The organism is Bacillus sp. T33-2, from assembly GCF_002860205.1.
Classification (GTDB): Bacteria; Bacillota; Bacilli; order Bacillales; family Cytobacillaceae; genus T33-2.
This window is the reverse complement of the sequence record NZ_PGVB01000032.1, coordinates 22,552-33,207: the sequence shown is the minus strand read 5'-3', so window position 1 is coordinate 33,207 and position 10,656 is coordinate 22,552. Positions and strand designations below refer to the sequence as shown.

Genomic DNA, 10,656 nt, shown 5'->3' with positions numbered 1-10,656 from the left:
CATGGACATTTCAAAAGCTACCAAACAGCAACTCTATCAAATTGCCAAGGATGAAGGAACGAGGATGAAAGACAGATATGAAGCAGCCAGGGAACTGCAGAGGAGGAAAATGGAGAATGACAAGGTTTGTAGGGATAGACCCGTCAAGTAAGACAGGCTTTGTGGCACTCGATCAAAACGGTCAGGTGCTAAGACAAAAAGAACTCACTGGTGTAGGTGACGAGGATCCGCGCAGGATGGTTACTCTCATCCAGGACATTATTGCCCATGTTAAGCCAGGAGACATTATCTGCATCGAGGGTTTTCCCTTTGACACCGAGAGGGCCATGTTTGCCGGGGGACTGCATCACGGCATCCGGAATGAATTGTTTAAGAGGAAATTGCCATACCATGAAGTGGCTCCAAATGCAGTGAAAAAATTTGTAAATGTCACCGGATTTACTGGAGAAGTCGGCAACAAAAGAAGACTTAAGGGCCCCGAAAAGAAAAAAGCCGTAAAGATCGCTGTACTTGAGCATTTTAAATTCGCCCATTCGAGCGACAACATCGTTGATGCCTACATACTGGCTCGGATTGCCCGTGAAATATGGATGCATGCAACTACAGTTAGATTCTTGCCAAAGTACCAGGCTGAGGTGATCAAACGGGTCATGGAACAAAAGTCATGAAGCCGGTCATCATCCACCGGCAGCACAAACATGAAGCAGAACAGGCAATCAAGGACTTGGAGAAGAGGGGATTTGTCGTCACTTTTCCCCTCACTGAGTTTTCCCGGGACGGAAAGATTTTTGATCGGGACAGCTACAATCGCAAGATATTTGTTCAAAATACTTTCAGCACCTGCTGGAAAGCCAAGTTGCAAAGGAGGCCCGAGTGATGAATATAGAAAACAAAGAATTGCTTGACCGGGTATGCAGCATCCTGGGTGAACACATGAGGACCGAGCGAATGATTGAGTCAGTCAAGGGCCTTGTGAGCAAGGTTGAACAGTTGCAGAAAGACAATCTTATGTTCAGAAGTCAAAACCTTGAACTTAAATTCAGCCAGCGCCGCTCGTTGCTCAACAAAACCTTGCAAGAAAATGTCGAGTTGCTGCAGAAGCTTGAAATAGCCAATAAACGGATTGAATTTCTGGAAGGCTTACGGACAACTAAATAGTGGAGGGGAAAGGGATGGAGAACAAGGAAATAGATCGGTTGGTTGCTGAAAAGGTTATGGGGTGGGACGATGTATGGCAACCGTTTTTTCCTTCAACGGAAATTAAAGATGCCTGGTTAGTGGTGGAGAAGATGAAAGACATGGGACTATTCTTCAATGTTTGCCCTGAGTTAGATGCTTGCCATGTTGATATTTGGGTTCAGTCCGATAGGCATCAGGGGTTAAATCCATATAGAACTGTACATGAAAAAACTGCCCCTCTCGCCATTTGCAAAGCCGCCTTAGCTATCGTAGGCGTGGAGGTTACCTGAGTGGCAATCATCGGCTCCAGACTAAAACATGTCTCGAAAGAGATGACTAAGCAAATGTTCATTTCAAAGCTTCTGGAAAAAGGCATAACTCATGATAAACACGGGACGAGCATTCACGATATGGATTACTACAGCTTAAGGCAGGAACTGGTCATGGCAGATTTTCGTGACAGGGATGTTGATAGTCCGGACAACAAATGGTTTTAGGAGGGATAGCGTGGACTTAGCAAAACTATTTAATATGCAAAGAGACCTTATGGAGCACATTGAAAAGGAGCACCCTCCCGAGCCAGGTGAGGATCGGTTTAATAAAAGGGTGCTGGCGTTGCTGGTTGAGGTCGGGGAATGCGCCAACGAATGGCGAGGGTTTAAGTTTTGGAGTAAGGATCAGAAGCCGAGGACAAGGTTAATTGATAAGGACCCACATGGTCAATGTGCTCCTATAGAAACAAACCCTCTCCTTGAAGAATATGTGGACGGATTGCATTGTGTGATAGATTTGGGGATTGTCCTTTCTGATGAATTCTACTGGGATTTAGAAGTATTGATAAAAGATATAACACAAGAAAAGTTAGTGCAAAAGGAAGAAAACATAACAGATACGTTCACACTTATTTTCTACCATGCTGCTATGATGAGACACGATGATTATTATGGACAATTATTTGGGGCTTATTTGAATTTAGGCGAAATGCTTGGGTTTACTTGGGAGCAGATCGAGCAGGCGTACATGGCCAAAAACGCTATTAATCATCATAGACTGGAGAGTGGCTACTGATGGATATCACAAAGGTACCAGCTAATGAAACTCCTCAAGTCGAACTGCTTCAACGTGATGTATTCATTCTGTTACAGGAGAACTGGAGATTAAAAAGTGAACTAGATCGATGCAAAAAACAAATTGAACTATTACAGGGAGAGAAGAAATCATGCAATTAACTGTTAAAGCACATTTCAACAAACAGACAAAGGATAGCAAGAAAGAGCTGATCCAATTCTATGTGAAAGGTGATGACGAGAAAAAGCCGGAGATCAGCCAGCTCACCCGGGAAGTAGTCGAGCTGCAAATTGAAGGTGTGGATCAAAAGCTAACTTGCGAGTTTAATAAAACAACCAAGGACAGCAAAAAGACCGTTCTTGAATTTATCGTAAAAGGCGACACGTCTGCAGAGCAATCCTTCAAGTTTTATAAGATGGCAGGCTCGGACGTCACTCTCCACATTGTCGAATCTCAAATGAGCATCGAAGAATTCAATGATCCACATACGGGTGTTGAGTACAAGGTCGATAAAGACGGCACCGCTTCAGTCAGCCCGGATCAGATGTCCCTGGATGATGTTGAGGGAGAAAATCTTCCATTCGAGGATCATCCGGAAGATGAAGATGACGAGGATCCTTTCTTGGACGAAGATGATGAGTTGGAATAGGGGCAACTACTCGAACAGAATGGAGCGATTGGTTTGATTAATATTGTGCTAATCATGATGAATGGTCAAGAAATAAATTTAAATAATATCGAAACGTCAGAAGCAAAAAAGCTTGAGGAATCTTTTAATAACACAGATTCTATGTTTCTTAGTTTTGAAAGTGAAGGTACCAGAGTTTCAATAAACAAGATGGCAATAATGAGACTTGAGGTTGTTGAATCTAAAACCAATCAAACGACAGAGCACGAATAACTAGTAAATTCCCCGGGCCCATCCCGGGGACCCTATAGGGGGTTATAGAGAATGAGTTTTGAGCTTCCGGAACTGGACAGAAAGGCAACACAGGAGGCTGTGGAATCAGCCTTGGAAAGATACCGGCTTTTTAAATATCTTACGTTTGAGGAAAGAGAAGCATCTATTACGGCCAGCACCGAAGTCCGTTACCACGGGCCCACCAATCAGACCAGCGACCAGACTGGGGATATCGCAATATTCAACACCGACATTCAGCAGCAAAGGAAAAGCTACTGCGAACGCATAGAACGGGCTGTATCCAGGCTGCCGAAGATGGAGCAGTTTCTGATAGAGGAAAGATACATGTGCCAAGATGCAGAATACTTAACGGATTTCGCCGTCTACTGTCATAAATTCCAGCCGCCGATCAGCCATACGTATTACGGAAAAATACGGTGGAGAGCGTTTTACCGCCTTGCGCTTAACTTAAACATCGCTGTGACAAAAACAGCAGAATTGGACAAGACATGAGCACATATAATGGACACATGGAGGGGAGGCAGGTGGAAGACAGCCGCATTGTTGAGATACCTGGAAAGCATGGAAGGATAAAGCTTGTTGTCCCTAACCGAAAGCCTACAGAAGAGGAATTGGCGCAGCTGCACAAAACGGTTGCTGAGACGCGTCAATTCCCATAAACGAAAACAGAGAGAAATGGAAAGAGCCCAAAAATAAGGGCTCTTTTTGTTGTTTTACTTTAATTTTTTGTTAAATTTAATATCTCTCCAATGATCAGATATGTATTTAGAAATAAAGCTCGTGCCTCATTCACATCTACTTCAGAATGAACACCTGTAGACACCCTATCATACAAATTTCCGAGGTTTTGTCTAAATCTCTTTCTTCTAGATCCACTTTGGCAATTCTGATGAATGTATGCATTAATTCTATTTAATGTTTTATCTGCTTTTAGGGATATCTGGTTCCCGTCAATTTCAAACATCTCATCGGAGGGTGGAAAAATTGCGTTTGCAAAAGAATCGATGATCCTGCGACATGTTGTTAATGCTTGGCTAGTCGCTTCGGGATCTCCCTCGGATAACCTATCCATTACAGAAGGTATTTGTTGGATAACATCACTGCTATATTTAGCTATCAGTAAATCAGTACCATTTTTATATGATTCAAAGACACTTTCGGATAATTTATCGAATGTTTTTTCATAATACACATCAGAAACAAATTGATGTATGAGTGCTAATACACGAGTCGTTATGCCACTAAGTGTTGAAATGACATTTGAAGCTGTATTCATACTGCTAATCGTATTATTAGTGGCAACATGGGCCCACTGACCACTTGTATTAGGTATAGACATTGATTGTAATTTTAATTTCTGGGCATCTATCATAGACTGTATCTGTGCTAAGGGTCCCCAGTAGCCTTTCTTTTCCTTAAAATTTGTCCATCTCCCTGTTTTACTCATATACCTTAACGAAACTGGATTTGAATTGTTGTAGCCACTTAATTCAAATTGAAGCCATTTCTTTACCTCATCAGAGCCTACATACCTAGCTAATCTAGTTGTTTTTAAAAGTAAGCTATCTGCTGATGTTCTACTTAATTCAATATCATCCAACAATTCTTTTGATAATTCGTAAATATGTTGCGCCCTACTTTTTTCCTCCATAACGCCATCACCCCTTTAATTATTCGCATGTTAATCGGTTTTATAAGTTATAACCATTGTACAATATTTTTCAAGCAATAAAAAAAAGTCTACCAAAATGCTAGACTTCATGAGATATATTTAACAAAGGAAGGAATCCTTAACTTCCCATCCTTCGTATAATTCCTAAATTTCACCCGGCATTTTATTTTAGGGTCCAGGTAAACAAATTTCTTGTCTTCCTCAAGGATGAAGTCCCGGTACTGTCTGTAAAATTGTTTCCGAGCATCCGGGACCATAAACTCCATAATACCTGCCGGCTTGACACGGTCATTCTCCTCAACGCCCAATAACAGGCTTTTCGCAGGCCGGTAATGAAAGCATCAGCGTACTTGTAATTGATGACCTTCAGCCAGTCCTGTGAGCGTTTGTTGACCTGGTATTTGGATGCAGCTCGCTTCAACACAATCCCCTCGAGGTCATTCTGCTTTACTAGGTCAAAATAGGCTACGCCGTTACCCTGTAGCCACTGGACAAGAACGATCTCGCTGGTAGGAGTCACAACTGATTCAAGTAGCTGCTTTCTATCCAGAAGAGGCAAAGTTACTGTCTTACCCTTATAGTAAATGATATCGAACACACAAAACTGGATTTTATGTACCGATTTGCTTGATTGGAACCTGTTCATCATGGCCTCGAAGTCTGGCTTGCCTTCCGGATCGGTAACGATAATCTCACCATCGAGCACCGTGCCGTCTGGAATATCAATATTAAGCAGTTCTGGGAACTTGGTTGTTACGTCGTTATTGTGCCTGGTGTAGAGTTTTATCTTATTATCAAACTTGGAAAGGATTAAACGGATCCCATCAAGTTTCAGTTCAGTAATAAAATCATCATCGTCGAATGGATGATCAGATTTATGCAATAGCATAGGAGATACAAACAACAATATTCACCTCAAAATAATTTTAACAGAAAACTGGGAATTAGTTGTTTGTGAAGTACTGGAAGAAAAAAAGCACTGTTTAAGTGGCTCTAAAGACGTGTACATTTTAAACATTTTGAAAGTGGCTACCTCATCCGTTATGAGTTATTGTCGGTGTTGATTCATGTTCCCGTTTACAATGAGTGCTTAAAATTAGTAGAAAGCAGATGATAAAATAAACGAATGAAAAACTAAAAATAACATAACTTTTATTTATGATTTTTGAATAATTACCTGTTAAATTTATATCATCGGGAATTGATTGAGGGGGACACTCATCAATTCCTTTTTTATTGCTTACTCTATATATTGAACACTCCACTCCTGGTTAAGGCAGATCGTTATGCCATCGACTGACCATAGCTCATACCCTATCTTGACTGTACCTCCGGGAAACGGTGATCCCAGCCGCCAAAGGAGTGGATCGGGACGGTTTTCTGCCAACCGCAGAAAGTGGCAGCTATCATATTTTTTTTGCGGAAGGGATTTCTTCGTGTTATATAGAAGTAATATAAAAATTGAAAGGAGTGGTGTCAATGTTTAAATTTGAAATAGTAGTTGTTCCTCCTGGTGGCGGAGAAGCTGAGTTTGTTGCAGAGGTAACAGGAAATAGGGCTCCACAACCAAATGAATATGTTCAATTGCGGGAAGAGGACGGTGTTTCATTTTTCCTTGTAAGAAACATAATTACAATATTGCAGGATGATGATTCGCCGGTTAAAAATTTTAAAGAGACCGGAATTGCTGTAGAAGTTGAACCAGTAGACTATGAATTACAGTCACCTTCACAATCAAGAATGATTGATCGGTTCAAGAGCAAAGGTCTACCCGTAAAAGAATATGTTCCATCAGGCTATTAAAGTAAGCATCCTTAGGGGTGCTTTTTTTATTGTTGAATACATAAACCATTGTTATGGCACACATTTAGTAAGTTAATGTTTACATTCATACTGCAATAAGTACACAAAAGAAAAGAAAAGAAAAGAAATAAAGATATATGTCGGGCACTTGATTAAATCAGGTGCTTTTTTATTTGGGGGAGTAGGAGATGAAATTAGTTGATCACTTAACCAGAGAACAAAAACAGAAGCTTAACCAATTGAAAGCAGCCGGCAATAAAACTCCAAGCGCTTGGAAAAATGAACACGGTCTTACCCGAAAGGATTGGGAAGAGATCATGGGATTGAATCGTGACACGTATGTCAGGAGGTATGGCGCTGTGAGGAGAAGATGAAAAAAGAGATGCATAATTGCATCCCTTATATGGTTATTCATTTTTATGAATGAAGGATGTATTGCGCTAGCTGAACTAAAGATTCCTTGTCTGTATACTTTGTCGCATTACTCAAAGTTAATACGTACCCATCCTTAAATTGAAAGGCATAAGTAAGTGTTTTAAATACCGGATTGTCAAGATTACCGTGGTTTGACAAACTTACTTCTTTAGATAGGATGTCCTTTAGCTTTCTGGTTTTGAGTGTAAAGTTATTATTTGCTGCGAGTTTATTGTCAATCACCACAGTTGCTTCGACCAACACCTTTGTCGTAACCATTATTAAATCTATTGTCGCAGGGTTGTTATCCATATCGCTATCCTTAACTATAAAACCCTCTATATCAGTATAATCCGATAGTGACGACAATAAATGTTCAACTTGTTGACCTGATTTATAGCCAAGAAGATATTTTTGTAGTTCTTCATAGTTACTAAACATTATAGCACCCCCTTCTGTTTATTATAGTTTGACAGATAGTTACATTTTCCTTCATGAAATATCAAAAAAAAATACAAAGGAGTTGTTGTGACATGTCTTGGCTTCCTTGTTACTACTTAATGAATCCAGCGAATAGAGGTTTAGCTGTTCACATGTCTTTATCAATAAAATGGTACGGCTGGCCATTCATTATGTGGAAGGCAGCGCATAAGGAATACTTATTTAAATTGTATCAGTATCCGAGACTTATTGCTGTACTCATAAAACATACAGTAATGAAATGGTTAGGAAAATGAATAACCAGCAACACTATGACAAATACAAACGCAACCAGGAAGCCCGTGCTTTCTATAAGAGCACAGCCTGGGAGAAGTGCAGGGATGTAGTGCTCAGGCGTGACCATTACCTGTGCCAAGAATGCTACAGGAACAAGAAGGTAACACCAGCTGACCTGGTTCACCACATTGTTGAGCTGCTTAATGATTGGGACATGGCACTGGATCCTGATAACCTGGAAAGTCTGTGCCACTCTTGCCATAACCGTAAGCACCCAGAGAAAGGATTCGTAAAGCTAGAGCGTGGGATCTATACCGTACTTGGTTATCCAGCATCAGGCAAGACTACATTCGTCCAGTCCATATTCGAACCGCTTGACCTGGTGTTTGATTTAGATAGATTCATAACGGCGATGACATTCAAGGACGGTCACGATAGGACAGGCAATGCTGACAAGGCTGTGCCGATCATCAACGATATGCTAAAGGATACTGTCAAGAACATCCGGACTAAACGGTACAAGTTCAATAGGTTGTTTGTCATAAGGACCAAGCTTACAGATGAGGAATGGTTCCACCTTGAGATGGCCGGCGCCAAGTTCCTGCTCGTCGACACGGACCGCGAAGTCTGCATCAATCGAATCAACTTGCAAGAGCGTCGAATCCCGTCGACAGTGTTCGACAGCTGTCAAGAGTTTTACCAGCGAAAACTCGAAGCGCTCGAACTGGTCTAAGCCCCCCTGGCCAAAATTTTAAATTTTTTTAAAAAATTGGACCGGAGGAGGGCCCCACACTTTTCGACGCGGACCAATTTTCTATATGAGGGGGGGGTGCCATGTTCAAGCCGAAAAAAAACATAAAAAATCGCGAGGCCAAGAAGCTGTTTCAAATTATCGTTGAGGAGCTTAGAATCGACAGCAACTTGAGTGAACGAACAATTATGCTGGTCGATAACATGGTTTTATTGGAGCAGTTGAAGCAGGATGCAATTGAAGATATCAGGGTACGTGGGTCTGTCGAGCTGTTTAAAAACGGTTCACAGGAAATGTTCCGTGAAAACAAATCGGTCGACAAGATCCTGAAGATAGTCGAACAGCAACGCAAGCTTCAGGCGGAATTAAAGCTTACCCCTGCCTCGGATAGAAAAGTGTCCAGTGTAGTTGAAACCGACCCTGACGGTGGTTCGGGTGATCCTTTTGAAAACTTCTGAGTTATTAACAACTGATTATGCGGTTGGTGTTACCTCACATATCATCATAGCTTCAAAGAAAGTATATCTCGCCTGCCAGCGCCACCTGAATGACCTGGAGAGGCAAGGAACGGATAAATTTCCATGGGTGTTCGACGAGGAAAAAGGCTATCGTCCTGTTGATTATATTCAACGCTTTTGCAAACCATCGCAGGGCGATTTCGATAAATTGGAACTGCAGCCATGGCAGCACTTCATAGTAGGATCATTATTCGGATGGGTTCATAAAAAGACAGGACTAAGGCGCTTCAAGGAGGGCCTTATTTTTGTTGGTCGAAAAAACGGGAAATCAACGCTTGTTTCCGGATTATCCCTGTATATGGGTTCGAAGGACGGGGAAAATGGGGCACGGGTCTACCAGCTGGCCAATTCTAAAGAGCAGGCCAGGGAAGTTTTTGATGAATGCAAAGCGATGGTTAAATCTTCTCCCCTGCTTAACCGGCACTTCGATGAAACGCTCCATGAAATCCGTTATGGCCGGACCATGTCGAAAATTTTGCCGTTGGCCACAGACAGTAAGAAGATGGACGGTAAAAACTGTAGCTTCGGTGTGTTCGACGAAATCCACGAATACAAAAACTATAAGCTGATCAACGTTATCAAGAATAGTACAGGAGCCCGGCAGCAGCCACTCCTTTTATATATAACAACAGCCGGTTACCAGCTGGATGGTCCTCTAATCGATTATTACGATAAGGCGTCTGATGTGCTGGAGGGTGTCATCAGTGATGAGCGCGTCTTTTATTTTATGGCCGAATTGGATCCTGGAGACGACATTGAAAATCCGGAAAACTGGATTAAGGCGAATCCGAACTTGGGTGTTACTTTAAAACTTGAAACACTGATTGAAGAATGGGAATCCCGGAAACATATCCCGGCCGAAAGAAACGACTTCATCACCAAACGTCTGAATATTTTTGTCCAGTCGGACGAGCAATCATTCCTGGATTTCGAGGTAATAAAGCGAAATGAGAAATGTCTGGACATTTCCACACTTGAAGGCCGAAATTGTATCGGCGGCTTTGACTTATCGGAAACTGAGGACTTTACAAGCGCATCACTTGAATTCCCTCTGCCGGAAACGGGAGAGGTATTTGTGCTGTCTCATTCCTGGATCCCTGAGAAAAAGGTGAAAGCCGATAATGAGGGGATCAATTATAAGGAATTTGAGGAAGCCGGCCTTCTCACGATCGTCAAGGGTGATTATGTGAAACATGATGATGTTTACGACTGGTTTGTCGAACAGTCCAAAAGATTCAGCATCGAGAAAATTGCCTATGACCCAGCAAAAGCATTCCGGCTGGTAAAAGAATTAGAGTCCTATGGTTTTGCTATGGAAGTTGTCCGGCAGGGAGCCCTTACGCTCAGTGGTCCTTTGAAGGATTTAAAAGAGTTATTCCTGGATGGTAAAGTGATTTTTAACAAAAACAAATTATTACGCTGGTACATCAACAACGTCAAACTGGTTGAGGATCGAAATCGTAACTGGCTGCCGGCAAAACAAAGCCGGTACCGGAAGATAGACGGTTTTGCTGCCCTGCTCAATTCCCATGTACATGTCATGCAGCAGTTGGCTCAACCACCGGGTGACGGAAATATCGAAGTGATTAGCTTAAAAGAATTGTTGGGTTAG

18 protein-coding genes and 1 pseudogene are annotated in these 10,656 nt (G+C 41.9%); 16 read left to right on the top strand and 3 right to left on the bottom strand.

Annotated features, from left to right (window positions below):
* Position 1 precedes the first annotated feature (1 nt).
* From CVD19_RS24955 to CVD19_RS25600, 11 genes are all read left to right on the top strand, one after another.
* A complete protein-coding gene (locus CVD19_RS24955; RefSeq protein ID WP_180953709.1) occupies positions 2-151 on the top strand; it encodes a hypothetical protein in 150 nt (49 codons plus the stop codon).
* Positions 117-668, top strand: a complete 552-nt coding sequence (locus tag CVD19_RS19575; RefSeq protein WP_101584729.1) for a hypothetical protein — start codon at positions 117-119, stop codon at positions 666-668. The genes CVD19_RS24955 and CVD19_RS19575 overlap by 35 nt, the downstream gene beginning before the upstream one ends.
* Positions 665-877, top strand: a complete 213-nt coding sequence (locus CVD19_RS19570) for a hypothetical protein (protein ID WP_101584727.1) — start codon at positions 665-667, stop codon at positions 875-877. Before CVD19_RS19575 ends, CVD19_RS19570 begins: the two co-directional genes overlap by 4 nt.
* The gene (locus CVD19_RS19565) at positions 877-1,158 is read left to right on the top strand and encodes a hypothetical protein (protein WP_101584725.1); all 282 of its coding nucleotides are present in this window, start codon (positions 877-879) and stop codon (positions 1,156-1,158) included. The genes CVD19_RS19570 and CVD19_RS19565 overlap by 1 nt, the downstream gene beginning before the upstream one ends.
* A gap of 14 nt (positions 1,159-1,172) precedes the next feature.
* Positions 1,173-1,469 carry a BC1872 family protein gene (locus CVD19_RS19560; protein ID WP_101584723.1) on the top strand — a complete coding sequence of 99 codons (297 nt, stop codon included), beginning with the start codon at positions 1,173-1,175 and terminating at the stop codon, positions 1,467-1,469.
* Complete coding sequence (locus CVD19_RS19555; RefSeq protein WP_101584721.1) at positions 1,470-1,676, top strand: hypothetical protein; 207 nt, start codon at positions 1,470-1,472, stop codon at positions 1,674-1,676.
* A gap of 10 nt (positions 1,677-1,686) precedes the next feature.
* Positions 1,687-2,247 carry a dUTP diphosphatase gene (locus CVD19_RS19550; protein WP_101584719.1) on the top strand — a complete coding sequence of 187 codons (561 nt, stop codon included), beginning with the start codon at positions 1,687-1,689 and terminating at the stop codon, positions 2,245-2,247.
* Positions 2,248-2,398: 151 nt separating this feature from the next.
* Positions 2,399-2,896 carry a hypothetical protein gene (locus tag CVD19_RS19545; RefSeq protein WP_101584718.1) on the top strand — a complete coding sequence of 166 codons (498 nt, stop codon included), beginning with the start codon at positions 2,399-2,401 and terminating at the stop codon, positions 2,894-2,896.
* Between the two features lie 33 nt (positions 2,897-2,929).
* The gene (locus CVD19_RS19540) at positions 2,930-3,148 is read left to right on the top strand and encodes a hypothetical protein (protein WP_101584715.1); all 219 of its coding nucleotides are present in this window, start codon (positions 2,930-2,932) and stop codon (positions 3,146-3,148) included.
* A gap of 51 nt (positions 3,149-3,199) precedes the next feature.
* Positions 3,200-3,661: an ArpU family phage packaging/lysis transcriptional regulator gene (locus CVD19_RS19535; RefSeq protein WP_101584713.1), complete on the top strand. Its 462-nt coding sequence runs from the start codon at positions 3,200-3,202 to the stop codon at positions 3,659-3,661.
* A gap of 32 nt (positions 3,662-3,693) precedes the next feature.
* Positions 3,694-3,828: a hypothetical protein gene (locus CVD19_RS25600; RefSeq protein ID WP_257985204.1), complete on the top strand. Its 135-nt coding sequence runs from the start codon at positions 3,694-3,696 to the stop codon at positions 3,826-3,828.
* Between the two features lie 59 nt (positions 3,829-3,887).
* Here the strand turns inward: CVD19_RS25600 and CVD19_RS19530 are convergent, their stop codons facing one another.
* Together CVD19_RS19530 and CVD19_RS19525 are read right to left on the bottom strand one after the other, a co-directional pair.
* Positions 3,888-4,820, bottom strand: coding sequence for an AbiTii domain-containing protein (locus CVD19_RS19530; protein ID WP_101584711.1), 933 nt, complete (start codon positions 4,818-4,820; stop codon positions 3,888-3,890).
* Between the two features lie 107 nt (positions 4,821-4,927).
* Positions 4,928-5,745: pseudogene (locus CVD19_RS19525) on the bottom strand (ATP-dependent DNA ligase).
* 575 nt (positions 5,746-6,320) lie between these two features.
* Here CVD19_RS19525 and CVD19_RS19515 point away from each other — a divergent pair.
* Complete coding sequence (locus CVD19_RS19515; RefSeq protein ID WP_101584703.1) at positions 6,321-6,644, top strand: hypothetical protein; 324 nt, start codon at positions 6,321-6,323, stop codon at positions 6,642-6,644.
* 188 nt (positions 6,645-6,832) lie between these two features.
* A complete protein-coding gene (locus CVD19_RS19510; RefSeq protein WP_101584700.1) occupies positions 6,833-7,018 on the top strand; it encodes a hypothetical protein in 186 nt (61 codons plus the stop codon).
* A 43-nt stretch (positions 7,019-7,061) separates the two neighbouring features.
* Here CVD19_RS19510 and CVD19_RS19505 read toward each other — a convergent pair whose 3' ends face one another.
* A complete protein-coding gene (locus tag CVD19_RS19505; RefSeq protein WP_101584698.1) occupies positions 7,062-7,499 on the bottom strand; it encodes a hypothetical protein in 438 nt (145 codons plus the stop codon).
* 292 nt (positions 7,500-7,791) lie between these two features.
* On the opposite strand from CVD19_RS19505, the gene CVD19_RS19495 reads away from it, so the two are divergent.
* The 3 genes from CVD19_RS19495 to CVD19_RS19485 all read left to right on the top strand — a co-directional run bounded on the left by CVD19_RS19495 (position 7,792) and on the right by CVD19_RS19485 (position 10,656).
* Positions 7,792-8,508, top strand: coding sequence for an HNH endonuclease (locus CVD19_RS19495; protein ID WP_101584694.1), 717 nt, complete (start codon positions 7,792-7,794; stop codon positions 8,506-8,508).
* Positions 8,509-8,609: 101 nt separating this feature from the next.
* Positions 8,610-8,984 carry a P27 family phage terminase small subunit gene (locus CVD19_RS19490; RefSeq protein WP_101584692.1) on the top strand — a complete coding sequence of 125 codons (375 nt, stop codon included), beginning with the start codon at positions 8,610-8,612 and terminating at the stop codon, positions 8,982-8,984.
* The gene (locus CVD19_RS19485) at positions 8,962-10,656 is read left to right on the top strand and encodes a terminase large subunit (protein WP_374702907.1); all 1,695 of its coding nucleotides are present in this window, start codon (positions 8,962-8,964) and stop codon (positions 10,654-10,656) included. The genes CVD19_RS19490 and CVD19_RS19485 overlap by 23 nt, the downstream gene beginning before the upstream one ends.

What these genes read in the sequence shown, in the direction of transcription:
- CVD19_RS19565 (WP_101584725.1), top strand. Translation starts at nt 877, where the DNA reads ATGAATATAGAAAACAAAGAATTGCTTGACCGGGTATGCAGCATCCTG.
- CVD19_RS19530 (WP_101584711.1), bottom strand. Translation starts at nt 4,820, where the DNA reads ATGGAGGAAAAAAGTAGGGCGCAACATATTTACGAATTATCAAAAGAA.
- CVD19_RS19575 (WP_101584729.1), top strand. Translation starts at nt 117, where the DNA reads ATGACAAGGTTTGTAGGGATAGACCCGTCAAGTAAGACAGGCTTTGTG.
- CVD19_RS19495 (WP_101584694.1), top strand. Translation starts at nt 7,792, where the DNA reads ATGAATAACCAGCAACACTATGACAAATACAAACGCAACCAGGAAGCC.
- CVD19_RS19490 (WP_101584692.1), top strand. Translation starts at nt 8,610, where the DNA reads ATGTTCAAGCCGAAAAAAAACATAAAAAATCGCGAGGCCAAGAAGCTG.
- CVD19_RS19535 (WP_101584713.1), top strand. Translation starts at nt 3,200, where the DNA reads ATGAGTTTTGAGCTTCCGGAACTGGACAGAAAGGCAACACAGGAGGCT.
- CVD19_RS19515 (WP_101584703.1), top strand. Translation starts at nt 6,321, where the DNA reads ATGTTTAAATTTGAAATAGTAGTTGTTCCTCCTGGTGGCGGAGAAGCT.
- CVD19_RS19560 (WP_101584723.1), top strand. Translation starts at nt 1,173, where the DNA reads ATGGAGAACAAGGAAATAGATCGGTTGGTTGCTGAAAAGGTTATGGGG.
- CVD19_RS24955 (WP_180953709.1), top strand. Translation starts at nt 2, where the DNA reads ATGGACATTTCAAAAGCTACCAAACAGCAACTCTATCAAATTGCCAAG.
- CVD19_RS19570 (WP_101584727.1), top strand. Translation starts at nt 665, where the DNA reads ATGAAGCCGGTCATCATCCACCGGCAGCACAAACATGAAGCAGAACAG.
- CVD19_RS19510 (WP_101584700.1), top strand. Translation starts at nt 6,833, where the DNA reads ATGAAATTAGTTGATCACTTAACCAGAGAACAAAAACAGAAGCTTAAC.
- CVD19_RS19545 (WP_101584718.1), top strand. Translation starts at nt 2,399, where the DNA reads ATGCAATTAACTGTTAAAGCACATTTCAACAAACAGACAAAGGATAGC.
- CVD19_RS19505 (WP_101584698.1), bottom strand. Translation starts at nt 7,499, where the DNA reads ATGTTTAGTAACTATGAAGAACTACAAAAATATCTTCTTGGCTATAAA.